The organism is Exiguobacterium alkaliphilum (assembly GCF_018138125.1).
GTDB classification, from domain to species: Bacteria; Bacillota; Bacilli; order Exiguobacteriales; family Exiguobacteriaceae; genus Exiguobacterium; species Exiguobacterium alkaliphilum.
Map to the genome: position 1 here is coordinate 2,867,840 of NZ_CP073101.1, position 15,939 is coordinate 2,883,778.

At 48.7% G+C, this 15,939-nt stretch carries 10 protein-coding genes; 3 read left to right on the forward strand and 7 right to left on the reverse strand.

Annotation, left to right across the window (positions count from 1 at the left end; all coding sequences use genetic code 11):
• Positions 1-42 precede the first annotated feature (42 nt).
• Genes KB235_RS14780 through KB235_RS14790 form a run of 3 tightly spaced genes read right to left on the reverse strand, consistent with a single transcriptional unit; the run spans position 43 to position 6,031 of the window.
• The gene (locus tag KB235_RS14780) at positions 43-3,225 is read right to left on the reverse strand and encodes a type I restriction endonuclease subunit R (RefSeq protein ID WP_420842156.1); all 3,183 of its coding nucleotides are present in this window, start codon (positions 3,223-3,225) and stop codon (positions 43-45) included.
• A 9-nt stretch (positions 3,226-3,234) separates the two neighbouring features.
• Positions 3,235-4,449: a restriction endonuclease subunit S gene (locus tag KB235_RS14785; RefSeq protein ID WP_211780027.1), complete on the reverse strand. Its 1,215-nt coding sequence runs from the start codon at positions 4,447-4,449 to the stop codon at positions 3,235-3,237.
• The gene (locus KB235_RS14790; RefSeq protein WP_211780028.1) at positions 4,436-6,031 is read right to left on the reverse strand and encodes a type I restriction-modification system subunit M; all 1,596 of its coding nucleotides are present in this window, start codon (positions 6,029-6,031) and stop codon (positions 4,436-4,438) included. Before KB235_RS14790 ends, KB235_RS14785 begins: the two co-directional genes overlap by 14 nt.
• A 559-nt stretch (positions 6,032-6,590) precedes the next feature.
• On the opposite strand from KB235_RS14790, the gene KB235_RS14795 reads away from it, so the two are divergent.
• The gene (locus KB235_RS14795; RefSeq protein ID WP_211780029.1) at positions 6,591-6,875 is read left to right on the forward strand and encodes a hypothetical protein; all 285 of its coding nucleotides are present in this window, start codon (positions 6,591-6,593) and stop codon (positions 6,873-6,875) included.
• A 106-nt stretch (positions 6,876-6,981) separates the two neighbouring features.
• Here the strand turns inward: KB235_RS14795 and KB235_RS14800 are convergent, their stop codons facing one another.
• The 4 genes from KB235_RS14800 to KB235_RS14815 are packed head-to-tail and all read right to left on the reverse strand — an operon-like array spanning position 6,982 to position 14,994.
• Positions 6,982-8,280 carry a TIGR02679 family protein gene (locus tag KB235_RS14800; protein WP_211780030.1) on the reverse strand — a complete coding sequence of 433 codons (1,299 nt, stop codon included), beginning with the start codon at positions 8,278-8,280 and terminating at the stop codon, positions 6,982-6,984.
• Positions 8,277-12,371: a TIGR02680 family protein gene (locus tag KB235_RS14805; protein WP_211780031.1), complete on the reverse strand. Its 4,095-nt coding sequence runs from the start codon at positions 12,369-12,371 to the stop codon at positions 8,277-8,279. Before KB235_RS14805 ends, KB235_RS14800 begins: the two co-directional genes overlap by 4 nt.
• On the reverse strand, positions 12,368-13,522 hold the full coding sequence (locus tag KB235_RS14810) for a TIGR02678 family protein (protein ID WP_114166711.1): 1,155 nt from the start codon (positions 13,520-13,522) through the stop codon (positions 12,368-12,370). Before KB235_RS14810 ends, KB235_RS14805 begins: the two co-directional genes overlap by 4 nt.
• Positions 13,519-14,994: a TIGR02677 family protein gene (locus tag KB235_RS14815; protein ID WP_211780032.1), complete on the reverse strand. Its 1,476-nt coding sequence runs from the start codon at positions 14,992-14,994 to the stop codon at positions 13,519-13,521. Before KB235_RS14815 ends, KB235_RS14810 begins: the two co-directional genes overlap by 4 nt.
• Positions 14,995-15,193: 199 nt before the next feature.
• Between KB235_RS14815 and KB235_RS14820 the strand changes: the two genes are divergently transcribed.
• Positions 15,194-15,508, forward strand: a complete 315-nt coding sequence (locus tag KB235_RS14820) for a hypothetical protein (RefSeq protein ID WP_131472790.1) — start codon at positions 15,194-15,196, stop codon at positions 15,506-15,508.
• 1 nt (position 15,509) lies between these two features.
• Complete coding sequence (locus tag KB235_RS14825) at positions 15,510-15,857, forward strand: type II toxin-antitoxin system RelE family toxin (RefSeq protein WP_051622581.1); 348 nt, start codon at positions 15,510-15,512, stop codon at positions 15,855-15,857.
• The last annotated feature ends 82 nt before the right edge of the window (positions 15,858-15,939 follow it).

A 15,939-nucleotide genomic window follows, 5' to 3' on the forward strand; every position in this document is an offset into this window, starting at 1 on the left:
TGCTTTTACGTGGACACACCATTTTCACGTTCTTTTATCACGTCACTTCAATTCTTGCCCGAGTGGAATGACGACCTCATCCAACAAAGTCCGCCACTGGCGCTTCAATTCAGGCCCATATTTTAACTTCATCGCACCTGGATTCGCTTCTTTATAACTCGCGAAATCATTGTTGCTGATGATGCCGCCTATGTTCGGGATCGGGTCGGCCCCAATGTGATATTGAACGGCTGAAGCATGCAATTCATCTTCTTCAACAAACCACGTCTTCGCAAAATCTGAAATTGCTGTTTCATAAGAATGCGTGAAGAAACTGCGTTTGACCGCAAAGATGTTCTCTTCTTGAATTTCTCCCGTATCAATCGCATTCAAAATCGAACGATACACGTCTTTGACGACTTCAGGTTTGTTCAACTTTTGAAGGGCCTTCTCAATCTCCGAGCGGATGTCTTCATTGTTAGCAGAGTAGTCTCCGAGTAATTTGTCGATATAACGTGAATCAACATCATATAAAATCGCCGAGTGTTCGCCATAAAATTCTAAGTCGGAGTAGTCAGGAACCTCTCCTTCACCTCCATAATCGACAGGATCCTCTGCAACCAACGAACCTTTCACCGTGTTGTAGATAGCCGTATACTCTTCCAACGTTTTCACTTTATCAGGCAGGGCATTCGATTTCTCCATATCATCGTTGTAGTCGTCGTATGTGACGAGGGCTCCAAATGCATTGTTCAGTTCTTGATACGCCTTCACGAAATCGATGCGTTCATCAATCGGGGAATGTTCGTCGATATCATCCGGTCGAGCCGTAATGGCTTGAAGCGCTTTATGCGCTTTATTGAACCGTTTCTTCGACTCCTCGTACGTCGGATAGACGAGACTGGTGTCGTCGTTCTCGTTCGAATAAAGTCGGGTCGCATCCTGGACGTTCTTCTCCATGAGGGCCGGCTTCCGGAACGTGACGATCAACCCTTTCGTCTTGTCCGGATACGTCCGGTTCGTCCGGGAGAACGCCTGGATCAGGTTCGCATAGCTCAGGTTCCGGTCGACGAAGAGCGTCTGGATGGTCGGCGCATCGAAGCCGGTGAGTAGTCGGTCGACGACGATGACGAGGTCGATTTGGTTCCCGAACTCCTTGAACTCCGCTTTCTTGCGCGCGAGACGGTTGTTGATGTCCCCGTTATAGCGCTCGATGTCCTCGATCGACCACGCCGTTCCGTAGTACGCATTATAGTCGCGGATGACCTGTCTCATCTCGTCCTCGACCTGTTTCGAGTTGTCCTCGTTCTCCTGCATCGAGTACGTGATGGCGATGCGGGGAAAATCCAGGTCCTCGATGGTGCGTCCCTTACGGATCGGGTGTCCTACGAACTCGTTCGTCATCCAGTCCGGGTCCTGCTTCATCGCCTGGATGGCCTGATAATACCGTTTCGCCATCGCGATCGAGCTCGTGGTCAAAATTGCCGACTTCTGTGGACGACCGTTCTTGAAGTCGAACTTCGTGTAGGCGTTGTCCGGGCGGAACATCTTATGGATGACCTTTTGAATATGCTCATCCCGCTCGTACAGGTCGTTCGGGATATGCTTCTCCTTCTCCATCGCTCCCATCTGATCGATGAGCTCGTTCAACTCGTTGTCGGAAAGGCCGGCATGCCTCTCGTCCTGACGTAGGATGCTGAAGATGCGGTTGTTCAGCGAGGTTGGTTCGATCGTGTCCTCATGCTCGACCTGGAAGCCGAGCACGGCCCCGTCCTCGAGTGCGTTCTTAATCGTGTACGAATGAAGCAACTCCCCATATTGGTCACGGGTTGTACGGGCGAGCTGTCCTTGCGCCTGCTTCTTGTTCTCATTGAAGATCGGCGTCCCGGTGAAGCCAAACCAGGTCGAGTTCTGGAAGAAGCCTTTGATGGCCTCCATCCCTTCCGAACTAAGCGCCCGGTGACACTCATCGACGACGAAGACGATATGTTGCCCGATGAGTTTTTGGAAGCGGTGTGTGCCCTTCTCTTCTTCCTGCTTCTGTGCAATTCGAAGTGCCGCCTCGAGCTTCTGTCGTGTCGTGATGATGACCGTGTTCGAGTTCGTATCGGACAGGAGCGTCTCGCTCAACTTCTTCGAACTCGACGTCCCGACAATCAGACTGTTGGCCGTGGCGTTCCCCGACGAGATGCCGGTGTTGAACTCCGAGGCGAACTTCGTGAACTCGCTCGTCGTCTGGCTGTCGAGGTCCTTCCGGTCGATCAACATGATGGTCCGGTCGACCCCGGGTTTTCGTGCGAGGAGTTTCGTCGAGACGAAGCTCGTCAAGGTCTTCCCGGACCCGGTCGCGTGCCAGACGAACCCTGACTCATGTCGCGCCGCCGACGCAAAAAGTGCCTCGATGGCATGGATTTGATACGGATGCAGGACCATGAGCGCCTTGTTGTCCTGGTCCTCGCTGACGATTGTGTAATTCGCGATCAAGCGGTGCGCGTCCGGGATGTTCAACATCTGTTTCACGAACTCGTACAGGTTGTCGACTTTTCGGTTCTCGGTCGTACGCCAGCTGAAGACGAACTTCCGATGCATGTCCCTTGGGAGCGCGTTCGCGAAATAGCGCGTCGTCTGTTCGTTCGAGATGACGAACAACTGGAGCGTCGAGAAGATATTGTTGCGGAACAGTCCTTCTTCCGCGTACTTCTTGATTTGGTTGTGCGCCTGATAGATCCCGTCCTTCGCTGTCACCTTCTTCAATTCGACCTGGACGATTGGGAGGCCGTTGATGAGGAGCGTCACATCGAAACGACGGTTACGCCCGTCCTCGTCCACCTTCTGCTTGGCAATCTGATGGACGACCTCATACGTCGAGATACCGCCCCCGATGTCACGGTTCGAGTAGAGGATGAGGGACATCGAACCGAGCGAGGCATCCTCCCGCTCGATGGTGATACGGGCGATGCCGTTCTCCCCTTTCAACCAGCGTGCCGCGTCGAACGGCGTCTGCGTCTTCGAGAGGAGCTCCATCTTGATGGTGTCGAACTCTTTGTCCGTAATCGGATGCTCCCCAATCTCTGATAGGTTGTTGCGCGTGATCTTGTGACGGAGGTTGTCCCAGAGGTCCGCCTCCGATTTTAAGTCCGGTCGATAGTTCCATTGGTTGTGCCCTTCCCCGAGCACCTCGATCAGTCGATGTTCGACTGCGAGCTCATCACTATGTGTCGTCTTCACCACGATTCCCCTTTTCATCTCATTGGATTATACGAACATCTTTTGTAAGAAGCCCTTCTTCGTTTGCTTTAAAGCTTGCAGTTCTTTTTCTTTCAACTCGATGACTTCCTCCAGTTGCCCAAAGAACTTACTAATTTTGATTTGTTCTTCTATTTCCGGGAAAAGAAGATGAACTTTTTTGATTTCAGCGTTCTGCAAGTGAACTACTGATTTTCCTTGAGCAAGCTTACTCAATTCTCGTTGTACTTTCCCGTTAGATAGAGCTAATGCTAAAAATATTGGTTCGACTCTATTTCCTGGGCGGATGATGTTCAAATCTCCACCAATGATTATACCAGGCACAGTAATAGCAGAGGCTCGAGCAATATCTTCCGAAGACTCACCAGAAGCAGGAACGACTACCTCACTCCCGGTACTAATGACTGATTTTTCTTTCCCAATCACATAACTAGATACGTTTGAAATTATAGACTTATAATTCGTGTATAGCTGACCGTATAGAAAAATGGGAGTACCTTCAGTGATTAAATCTCCTTTTGAGTACCCACTACCCTTCGAGAAATCAGCCAAGTTTGCTAGCTTTTCTTCATTCCATTTCTCAGTGAACCCATTAAAACGAAACTCAGGCACAGATTCCCCGTTTTGTGGAAACATCTTTTGCAAGAAACCTTGTTTCGTTTGTTTAAGAGCGTCAAGTTCTCGCTGATGAAGAGCAATTGTCTCGTCTAAGCTTTTAAAAAATGAGCCGATTTTTCTCTGTTCTTCTATTGACGGAACTAAAACATCAATTTTTTTTAGCTTACTTAACGATAATACTTTTTGTCCCGTACCCTCTGCCTGCAAAAAAACTTGTTTTTTAGTAGTAGTGTTTAAAGTGATTAGGAAAAAGTCACTATCACCTTCTATAATTTTAAAAACGGGGTAAAAATAGCTAATAATTCCTTTATCCAAAATTTCATTTCGATTAAATTTGAACACCCCGTTGTCAGATCTAGATCTATAGGTAAAATATCCTTTAGGTAAAACATGGTATCCTATGTTATTTTCAGTTGTAACCTGTCTGTTTGAAAAATAAGTCGATTGAAGAACAATCCCAAAATGCTGAGAGGACGTTAATACGGGATATTGATTTTCGCTAGTTGTTTTTTCAATATAATCTTCAATATAGTGCCCAACCTTATCTACAGCCCAGTCATGGTAATATGAATGGAATCGAATTTCAGGTGATTTATTTCTTTTCATAATTAAGTACCTCTAGTGCCCCTTGAATCCATTCCTCTTCTTTTTCATCATATTGAAGCGACGAAATCATCTCGAACAGACTCGCTTCCAGCTCTGCTTTCTTCTCACGAACCACTTTTAACTCACTCCCAACTGCTGCTAAATCGATTTGTTCTTCCTCTTCAAATGTATCAACATACCTCGGAATATTAAGATTGAATTCATTCTCTTGGATTTCATCGAAACTAGCGACATAGGCATATTTTTCAACAGTCTCTCGATTTTTATACGTCTCAATGATTCGATTGATGTGTTCGGTTGAAAGTTTGTTTTGATTTTTCCCTTTAACGAAGTCTTTGCTTGCATCGATAAAGAGTACATCGCGTGTCTCGCGATTCTTCTTCAAGATGACGACTGTCGTCGGAATTGAAGTACCAAAGAACATGTTTCCTGGTAACCCGATGACCGCGTCGATACTTCCATCTTCCAACAGCTTCTTACGAATGACACCTTCTGCTGCTCCTCGGAACAGGATCCCGTGAGGCAAGACGATCGCCATCGTCCCCGAATCTTTCAAGTGATAGAAACCATGAAGGAGGAAGGCGAAGTCTGCTTTCGTCTTCGGTGCCAACTTACCGTATCGGTTAAAACGTGAATCATCGAGGAATGTGTCGTCTGCTGACCATTTTGCCGAGTACGGTGGGTTCATGAGGACCGAGTCGAACGTATATGGCTCATCTGTAGGCCAGTCCTTGTTCAACGTGTCCCCGTTCCGTAGGCGCATGTCCTCACTGTCGACACCATGAAGGATCAAGTTCATCTTCGCCAAGTTGAACGTCGTCGTGTTCAACTCTTGGCCATGATACTTCACGCTGTCCGGATAGTTGAGATAGTTCCGAACGTTCAACATGAGCGACCCAGAACCCATCGTCGGGTCGAAGACACTGAAGAGTTTCTTGTCTTCTTGGCCGATTGTGACGATGCGTGCCATCATATCCGATACCTCGTGCGGTGTATAGAACTCGCCCGCCTTCTTCCCGGCCTCTGAAGCGAATTGGCTGATCAAGAATTCATATGCGTCTCCGATGACATCCCCACCATGACCGACGAGGTCGACATGTGCCAATTTCTTCAATACTTCCGTGATGGTGATGTTCCGCTGTTGATCATCCGAGCCGAGTTTCTTCGACTTCAAGTCCACATCATCGAACAGACCGTTAAACTGCTCATATTTTGATGCCAAATCGACGAACGCTTTGTTGAGGTCATTTAATTGGAAGATGTTTTGCTGCGCATGGTCGGCCAAAACATTGAAAAGATATTCTGGCGCGATGTCGTAACCGAGCGTGTCGACCAATGTCTCGGTCAAGTCATCCTTGATTTCATCGTCCGACATCAGCTCTATGTAAAGTTCTGTTTGCTTCTTCTGCGTATCATATTCCTCTAACGAGGCATCCGCGCTCACGACCACCTTTTCCAAGAGTTTGTCTGAGAGATACTTATAGAAGATGAGGCCTAACAAGTAGTTCTTATATTCCGAGGCGTCCATTTTGCTGCGAAGGTTGTCCGCCGCGCTGAACAGTTTTTGATTCAATGCTGACATGTTTATTTCTCCTGTCTGATATTCGAAGTTTCGCGATGAAAAATTATTCCACACTAAGAATTATAGCGGTTTTGATTAGTTTTCGAAAGTGACACTCTGCCCATTATTTTCCACGTCTGTATCGTCCATATATTTTTAAGGTCATATATTGACGTACATGATGGAATGATTGAATCGTTTCGCTATTATTGACATGTACCTGCCCAATTTAATATATTCGGAGTAATCAACTAGTAGGCTGAATTGAACAGCCAACAACGGTCTCTTGCCTTTCGGTAAGAGACCGTTTATTTGATGCTGTCTATATTTGAATTATGGTACGATGTCATGCACTTGACCCTTGAATATTTCGACACCACTACATCAAGCTTGCTTACCACATTCAATGTAGATTTCTTACCAGAATATAAACCTATTCCCCCTAAACCTTAACAAATATTAACCCTGGTCATTTTTATTACACGCCTCATTCTCATTCTTTTTCTAAAATTAACTTAAAGATGTGATTGAATTTTCACTTTCAATCAAGTGAATTCATTTGGAGAAGGGATGAGATATTATGAATACCGATCAGGAGATTACAGAGTGGTCGTATTGGAAAGCTGTTGTGCGTTATGGACATGTAGGAAAAGGAAAAGAAATTAGTGTAGCAAGATATCTAGTGATGCCTGGCGGTTCGACTACGGTCGACGTGATGGCAGTCATCGCTGAAATGCCTGGGACGAAAAAACGTTCCGTCGGTTCAATTCGAAAAATTGACCACCTAGAATATCTCGAAGGTCTTCGCGCAGAGAATGAGAACTTTTTCCTGCAACGACTTTTCGATGGAAGACAAGCTCAGTAATGTTACAAATGATAAGCCACCTAAACATTTCAACTATGAGATGAATAGGTGGCTTGAAATTTTATTTGATGCCCGAAAACGAATAGAGTCTTTTATCAAACGTCCGTCATTCCGGGTTCAGTTCACACAAATCTGTCCCTTCTATTTTTAGTTGAACCACCATTTTCTCTATCAACGCTTCCTGATATCCCGCTCTCCCTTGCCGTTTCATCTCTTCCATGACGTCTTGTAACTGAATATCCGTCACCCGTCCTAGCTTCACCAATCGTTCTGCTGACAACTCAACATTCGGCTCAGACGCCACATAACTCTCTAAATCCATGCACCAGTAATCTAGTTTATCCCCGTAACGTTCTTTCAACCGTGCTGCCATCTGCAAACCTTCCGGGTCAAAGTCTCCGGCATACTTCAACCGACAATCTGATGCGACGAGCGCGTCTAGTAAGCGATACGCCGCGAGTTTGAACTGACCGTGTGTACAGACGAGCGGTGCATCTGGCACGTCATCGAGTAAGCTCGAGAACACCCCGGAATTCTCGACAATCCATACGGTGTCTCCTTGGCTCGGTCTCACACGGTCCACGTTCAACAGCTCCCGCATCGGCACGTTTAAGACGCTATGCATCACTGCCGCCCCACGCCACATCGGATGCTCTGTCCCCTCATGTTCCGCCGTCATATTCGCACATGTCACAAAATTGGTAATATCGTCCCGTAACAACTTAAATTCCAACAACAAGTCGTTCACCCGCTCCGTGTCGCTCGGTGGTGGGCCACCTTGCCCACGTTTGACGTGCAGTGCGTGAATCAACAGTCGCCCTAACTCGTTCGTCCGGTCGAACGCATGTGGATTGCCAAGGATGCGCTGCCCAAATACCGGCAGCCGCTCATAATCGAGCGGCAACCGTTCCATCGCTTGCGCCAGTTGCTCGCAAGACACGTCAAAGTTATCCGTCTCAACCATCCGATTGATCCAGTGCGTGTCCACCGTGCGTTGTTGCAAATAGATGAACCAATACGTGAGACTCGGGTACGTCAATGCGAGTTCACGAAAACGCTCCGCTCGCTGTCCTTCCATTTGGGCAAGCGCTTCTTGTTTCGTCACAAGCGCTTCTCCGAAATACGCCTCGAGCAACTCGAGCAACGTCACGCCTTCAAACTTGGTCGTCTGCAGTTTCTTCTCGAACGCTCGAAGTGTCACCGTCTTCTTCAACCGGATCGTTTCGACGTCTTCTCCGAAGAAGCGGGCAATTGCTTCAAGTTCATCATGTTTAAATGATTGAATCGAAACCGATCCACCAACTTTTCCGAGCGAGGCATACTTCTTCCGGAACTGCTCAAACAGACGTGAGAAACCTATCGACGCTTTGAAGTAGCGTACGGCTTCGTTGACCGACGGCTTCATAACAATGTCTCTTCTCTCGCATGTCGCTTCTCCCCGTCCCATACGTAATGAAGTACGGTGACATAGTCCGCGTTTTTCGGACGCAACAGCTCACAAATCGACAGCGACGAAATCGTATCGTAATCGCCCCACAGAATTTGTGAGTTCATGATGTAGTCAAAGCCGAGCTGTTCAACAATCTCGAACATCTCACGGATGTTGTTCTCATCGACCCCGGCGAACGCCTCGTCGAGCGAAATGATATACGGCGCTGTATCAGCCGCCTCTTGATAACGCGAGTAACACGCTGTGAAGAGAGGGATGTACATCGCCATCGCTTTCTCCCCACCGCTGAACTTAAAGAAGTTGTTATTTGTTAGTTCACGCTTCGGTTCATTCGTCCGCTCGAAGTACAAGACGAACGAGAACCATTTCCGATAATCGAGCACTTCACGAAGCACTTGCAGAAGCGTCTGTCCGTCCCCGTCTTCTTTGATCATCTGCTTCGCTTTACTCAATTTCGACCGGAAGTGGGTCGTGATCCGTTCGAAGTCCTCGTCTTTCAACAGCTTCGCGTCTTGTTTCAAGATGTGGACCAAGTCTTTCGTATCGAGTTCTTCCTCACTCTCTGCCGTACGTGGTCGCCATTTGATCGAGAACGTAAGGCCTGACGACGTGTTCCGACTCTCCATCAACGCATTCATTTTCTCAGTCCATTGTTCGGCGCGGCGAATACGAGAGCGGAGCTTCGTTCCGACCGATTTAAAGAGGATCTCTTCATACAGCTCTTTATCGCTCTCATTCAAAATGCTCTCTTGCCGCGCGAATTCCTCCTCGACCGTTCGTTTGACCGCTTGCGGGCTCGCCTGCTGGCCACGTAGGTCGAGCGAGATGATGCGCCGCGTCGTCTTCTGTTGCCACATCTCGACTTCTCGTCTGAAGCGGTCGTCGATACTCTGCATCCATGCTTCAAGCGGCAGTTCATCGGTGAAGTTTCGCATCCGATATTCCATCAAATCATTTTGTTGGTCGATGAAAGCTTTGGATAAAAGTTCGTCAGCTTTGGATGCGCTACTCGTAAGTCGTTTCCCATACACCGCTTCAATCGTTTGGGACAACACTTCAGGATCATCTCCGTCCACGTCGAGTGAGACGACACCTCGTTTCCACTCCGCTTTGAGCGCCATTTCCCATGCTTGCCGCATCTGTTTTGACAGCGTATGGCTATGACTCTTAGCGTCTAGCTTGGTCGCATCCGCCTCAAGTTGTGTTTCTCGAGTCGTGACGAGCTTCCACGATCTACTCAATTCAGACTCAATTCTTGCCAACTCCGCTTGAACAGCTTGACTTTGTTGATGGATGTCGTCAGCGTCCTCTTGTTTCAGCTGTTCTTCAATTTTCGCGATATTTTTTCGAACTCGTTCCATCCCGTCCTCGAGTTCGTTCAGTGCACCCATCAGTTCGAGGATGTCCTCTTCTGCTTCCTCAATACTCGTTTCAATCGTTACGAGTCGTTTGTTCGACGCGACCGCATTGTCGTGCTCCCGATGCGTCTCGAGTAATAAATCTTTATAATTCACCATCGCCCGCTTCGCTTGCTCAAACGCGGCTTGCGTCTTTTCTAGTTCAAACGGCTCAGCTAGCGTGTATACCTCACGCTTCAACACGTTGAAGCGCTCACTCGTCTGTTTCAACAGCTCTTCAATCTGACGGCAACGTCGCTCCAGGCTCTCAATCTCAAACCTGACCTTTTGAATCTCTTGGTGGCTCATCCGGAGATCGCGGTCGGAAGGAAACACGTTCCATGCCGCGTCGGCTAACTCGATCTGTTGGCGCAACTCCGCTTGCTCACCACGTAACGTCACGCGCTCGAGTTGAAGTTGTTCAATCTCATACGTCAACTGCTCAATCTTCTCGTCACGATAACGTTTCCGGGCAACGCGTCCGAGGAAACGGACGTGCTCGACCGGCACCGCATGTCCTTTCAATTGACCGAGTCGATACGTACCGTCTTCTCGGATCGACGTCTCACTGTCGCCAATAAGAACGCTACGGAGGACGTCATCGATTCGGTCTGAAGCAATCCCCGTATCCCCCGGGCTCGGCTTCAAATAATCGGCTAACGTGTGTGCCATCATCTGCGGTGCCGGTAACAGGACTCGGTCGTATGTGACATCCGTCTCGGTGATGAGGGCGTCTAGCATCCCGTTATCAATCAACGCCGCTTCAATCCGTTTTTGAATGTCTACATCCACCCCGTCCACGAACTCGACGAGCGCATATAACGGCGCGAAGACGACTCCGTCGGCCCGCATCTGGTCACGGGCTGCTTTCGTCATCGGATCGATGGTTGGTTCGGGGTCGGTCTTCGCTCTCCATTCAGAAAGCGTCGTCTCGACGTCCTGAATATTCGCATCGATCACGCGTTCCGCCGCTTTCTTCGCGGCAACTTTTTCACGCAGGCGGTTCTGGTAACGGACCACATGTGGTTGAACGAGACGCAACACATCCTCATACGTCGACGGATCATAATCGTTTCGAAGCGTGCGCTCGATGTGCCCGACTGTCTCTCCTTCGATGTCAAACTCGGGATGCTCATTGGTCCACCGATATACGTCTGCGAGATGACGCTCGAGATCTTGCTCGAACGTCTTCTTCCAATCATTCTGTTCGTGCTTTCTCTGGTCGCGTACTTGTTGCTCGTCGGCGAGTTGCTTGCTTTCCGTTTGGAGCTTCTGCTTCGTCTCTTCGAGCGCCCGCATCCCTTCCGCTACTTTGCCGAGGCGATCCGTATGTTCGACCACTTCTTGTTTCCACGTCAGGAAGTCGAAGTCATGATTTAAGCGTCGATAGTCGGAGACGTTCAACTCATGACGGTCGAACGCCGCCTGTTCCGCGTCGTACTCCATATCCTCGATCAGGTTATCAATCGTTTGGAGTGTTGTGCGATAGCTTAGCTGTTCTTTGTCTTTCTCTTGGTTCGCAACAAAGATTCTGCGAGCAGTCTTCGTTCGACGTTCCTCTTGGCGTTGATGATTGCCCGTGATTCTCAGTAACGCTTCCTTTTCATTTTCCAACTCTTTTGCTAAGTTCCAAACTTTATGGGACGCCAAGCGTTGCCTTTGACGCTCTGCCGTCGCTTTGTCTTGTTCAAGCTCTTGAATGGAACGCTTCAACGTATCGATTTCACGCATCCTCGAGGCTTGGAGTTCACGTAAATCCTCAAGCTCTTGCGCTTCCGTCGTCTCTCGTTCAGTCGCCATCCGGTACTCGACGGCGAGGTCGGCCACATGACGCTCATTGTACGCATCGTACGTGCGGCTCAACTTCTGAAGTGCGATGAGCTCACGCTCGAGCTGCTCGAGTTGTTGCTTCGTCTGATCCATCTGTTCGATCGTGTCGGACAAGTGGCGTAAGTCATCATCTGACAATGGCGGAAGCGCCGCCTCGAGAATCTCGTAGATGACGGTCGGCCTGAAGTCTTTCGACAGTTTCGGGCTCCGCAACTGGATGAGCAACTTGATTAACTCTTCATAGGCATCGATTGACTCGAAGCCAAAGACGTGTTTGTTGACGAGCTGCATATACTCGCCTTGCGTCGTCACGACTTTTCCCCCATCCCCGATGACCCGTTCGAGCTCGACCCGTGAGTACGGGATCTTACTCGTCTGTGTCCCTTGGCGGTCGAGTTTATACAACTCGATGTCGATGTTAATACGACGCTTGTCCGTGATGACGAATCCCCAGAACTTGAGGGGCTTCCCACGTTTCGCTTGAAGCCCAATCCCGGTCGTCACATATTGATTCGTCTCGGCCTTCTTGTATTCGATGAACAAATAGCCTGTCCGCTCTTCCCGGTCGACGACTTCTTTCTCGCCGAGTAAATAGTCTTCCATCTTGCGCGCTCTCGAACCGAACGGGTCGAGCCGGTCCGGTGACTTCTTCCCGTCAAGTAACACGGGCAGGAAGCTCTGCATCGTCACGGATTTCCCTGATCCGTTACTCCCTCGAAGCAACAGCTTCCCATCCGAGAAATCGAACGTCTCTTCTGTGTAATACCAAAAATTAAGCAAGCCTGCCCGATTCATTTGCCAGCGATTCTGCGCCCTCATTTCGCCAACTCCTCTTCAAATTTTTCTGGATAAACCCCAATGGTGCGACCGAACCCCGACTGGATGACAAGGATCCCTGAATCGGTCTCCACGTATCCGAACTCCCATTCACGTAGGAGCGAGACGAGTTCTAGCGCCACTTTTTTCGGGGTGTCTTCTCGATATTGTTTTGGCCAGCCGGGGCCCCATTTAAGCTGGACCGCCTCGACGATTCGCTCGAATTCGGGCAACGTGACCCGAATCTCCCCCATCTCGTTGACAGGCAGTTCAAGTTTCCGAAGATGACTTGCCACATGCAAGGCGACGCCCGTGATTCCTTTTTGATTCGGGAACAACGTGTAGCGCTGTTTTTGATCAGGAAGGACGAGCATGGCCGCATTTTTGAACACTTCTAACCGGAACGGCGTGAACTTCTCGAACTCATCTCCGAGCCGGTTCCTGAAGTTACGGATATAGGCGAAATCCAGGTCATCTTTGGACTCCCGGTACACGATTGGCGAGAACATGAGCTTGCGATACACACGTTTTCGGCGCTCATCTTCTTTTTGACGGCTCCACTCGCTCGTCAAGATGTCTTGAATCGTCTCGTAGTTGAATAAGTCCTCTGGGTAAGACCGCATGAAATAGCGGGCATGGACGCTCACTTCGTACAACACTTCTTCCGTCTCACTCATCGCGAACGAGTCGACGTCCCCGTCGACCGCACGAATCAACTTCAGCTCATCGAGTTGTTTGAGCGCACGGACGAGCGATTTGCGATGACGGTAGTTCGTCCAATCGAGCGGCAAGTCGCCCGGGTACATCTCTTGGATGTCTTCCGTGATATGGGACAGCAAGAACTGCTCATCGACCGACTTGCTCTCTGTAAACGCGAGCGCACAACAAAAAATCGCGTAGTCCATCGGTTCGGTGAACGCTTGGATGCCCATCCATGGCTTCGGGTCGACCGGGAGCTTCTCGAGTTTGATGAAATGTTGATGGACGATCAAATCGAAGCCGAATTTCTCTGTCACGTAACGTTTCAACTGATGTTCACGTTCACGGATTTTTTGGTAGACGGGCGGTTGCTCCGCTCGTAATACCCAAAACTGTTCAAATAGAATCCCGAGCGCCTCCTGCATCCGTTCATCTACTTTTGTTTCTGTACTCATGAACTCATCTCCTCGTCGATAAAGTGATACTCCACGTTCGGCATCTCGAGTGAGCCATCGGTCGCCCGTAAGATGACACGTTCTTCCTCGAGCGTCACCCGTACGCGGCGGCCATACTCCGTTTTGATGACCCGGTCCTCCCGTACCATCGCTTTACCGAGCCACGACAGTAACAGCTTTCGCACGTGCGGCTCGATGACCGGGAGCGCCTTAATCGAGATGACGCCTGCTTCGATGTATCGTTCGATCGCTTCTTTCTCTTCTTCGAGTTGTTTCAAATGAAGTCGGCGCATCTCCGCAATCTTGTCAGATCGGTCGATGATGGCCCCGGCTTTCGTCGATTCTTTAAATTTCGTCGTTCGTGGTTTCGTCTCGTGCTCGATCGGTGCCTCGTCCCACACGTCGACGTACATGTCGTCGGTCGGAACGTGGTCCCCGTAAAGGTGACGCGTATGGAACACGCCGAACACGACCGATGACAGTTCATGGGCCGTTTCGATCGTCTCCATCCCATCGAACCACTTTGCCAAATGCTCGTAATCACGGCGCCGGCTCCGAAATTGTTGATGCCGTTCGCTCATGCGTTGAACGATGCGGGTGATGCGGCGGATAGCCTCGTTCGTCCGTTCTTGCAGACGTTCAAACTCGCTCTCGCCGTGCGTCGTCCCGAGAAACCATGCTCTCAAGTTACGCCACTTTTCGACTAAGTCGGTCATCGGGTCCATGTCGTCTTCTTCGAATCGGAACGCCTGATGCTGATGCCGGACAACTTGTTGAAAGAACGGTTCGAGCCGCTTCGTCGTGAGCGACGTCAGCAAGTCCTGAATCTGCATCGCCGTCCGCTGCAGCGCGATGATGAAGTCGCGCAAATACGTCGTGAAGCGATCTTTATAGACGAGGAACGCTTCCGTCTTCATCTTATCGACGATTTTCTCACTATGAATATAGGCGATATAGTCCGACGTGTTCTGCGTGATTTGACGGAAATAGAGCATCGCATCTTCCCAAAGCTGGGCACATTCGGCATCGGGCTTTCCGTTTGCCTGAGCGATCGCGTCAAGGACGTGATAGAGCCGCTCGAACTGTGTCTTCTCGAGTGAGCCGCCGAAACTGTCGCCGAGTTGCTCGAGTTGAATCATCATCCGCTCAAACTCGACCGTGTACGGCGTACATTGGTAGCGGAAACTTTTCTTTTTGTATTCTTCAATCGTCTTCGCCTTCCGGTGCTCTTGACTGGCAATCAAGTTGCCCCATTTGACGAGCGACTCTAAATCCTGATGCAACCCGTCCATCGTGTATTCTTGAAATTCTGTATATTGCTTCAAGTACGCATAAATCTCTTCCGGATATAAAAATTCACACATCCGTTCATGCTGGATGTAGAAGTAACGTAAAATCGGACGATAGCTCCACGCCTTCTCCGCCGTCAAATACGTCGCTTCTTTGATTTTCTTTTGCAGCCCTGGTTGCATACGGTTGCCCCTCTCTATGTTCTCCATGATTAAGCATAATACAGATTAGAGAAAGCGGAAATAGAGCATTCCTGTTTTTGGAAGGTGTTGAACAATTTTATAGCAGGTGACTTATTAATCATTTAATTAAACGATTAATAATACGATTTTCATGGTATAGTATATGTAAAGTAAAACGTTGTGAAGGAGGTGCAAGAAGATGGGAACACTAAAAGAAAAATCTGCTGTCTCATTGACAGCAGATCAAATCATTCCAACGACAACTGTGGCCCGGTCTTTTAAAAAAGTTCGTGAAAAAGCACAAGCTGTCCCTCTGTTCGTGACAAATGCACAAGGAGAAATTGATACTGTGCTCGTTGGATTTAACCAATTTGAAGAAATGACTGAATTGATTCATCAACAAGCTGCTCTTCTTGAAGAACTAGAACTACTCTCTCGTTTAAATGACGCCACTCAACATTCAGATGAGTTTGTGGATGCAGACGACGTATTCAAGGAATTAGGCATCGAATAATATGTTCAAAGTCGAATTTCATAGAAAAGCCGTCAAAGAACTCAAAAAACTAGATGCGCAGATTATCCGGATCATTAAACAGGACATCGATAAAAAATTGAAAATCGACCCCATTGGTTATGGGGAACCGCTCCGTGGTAAATTAACTGGATGTTATAAATTAAAGTACAAATCTATGAACCTTCGTCTCGTTTATACCGTCAAACAAGATCAGTTGACGATTATGCAAATTACAGAAGAAGATGAACTTGAAGGTGTTGTTCGTATTTTGTCCATCGGGGAACGCACACGAGAAAAAGTATATAAAGAAGCAGAACTTCGAAAAGCCCAAGAAGAATCCGACATGTGATTCTTCTTGGGCTTGTTTATAAGATGCCCGAGAAAATAACATCACAGGCAGCACCACCAATTAGAACGTAGTGGTCTTCATA

Coding starts and splice junctions, on each gene's coding strand:
- KB235_RS14780 (WP_420842156.1), bottom strand. CDS start 3,225: ATGAAAAGGGGAATCGTGGTGAAGACGACACATAGTGATGAGCTCGCA.
- KB235_RS14800 (WP_211780030.1), bottom strand. CDS start 8,280: ATGAAGCCGTCGGTCAACGAAGCCGTACGCTACTTCAAAGCGTCGATA.
- KB235_RS14790 (WP_211780028.1), bottom strand. CDS start 6,031: ATGTCAGCATTGAATCAAAAACTGTTCAGCGCGGCGGACAACCTTCGC.
- KB235_RS14815 (WP_211780032.1), bottom strand. CDS start 14,994: ATGCAACCAGGGCTGCAAAAGAAAATCAAAGAAGCGACGTATTTGACG.
- KB235_RS14810 (WP_114166711.1), bottom strand. CDS start 13,522: ATGAGTACAGAAACAAAAGTAGATGAACGGATGCAGGAGGCGCTCGGG.
- KB235_RS14820 (WP_131472790.1), top strand. CDS start 15,194: ATGGGAACACTAAAAGAAAAATCTGCTGTCTCATTGACAGCAGATCAA.
- KB235_RS14795 (WP_211780029.1), top strand. CDS start 6,591: ATGAATACCGATCAGGAGATTACAGAGTGGTCGTATTGGAAAGCTGTT.
- KB235_RS14785 (WP_211780027.1), bottom strand. CDS start 4,449: ATGAAAAGAAATAAATCACCTGAAATTCGATTCCATTCATATTACCAT.
- KB235_RS14805 (WP_211780031.1), bottom strand. CDS start 12,371: ATGAGGGCGCAGAATCGCTGGCAAATGAATCGGGCAGGCTTGCTTAAT.
- KB235_RS14825 (WP_051622581.1), top strand. CDS start 15,510: ATGTTCAAAGTCGAATTTCATAGAAAAGCCGTCAAAGAACTCAAAAAA.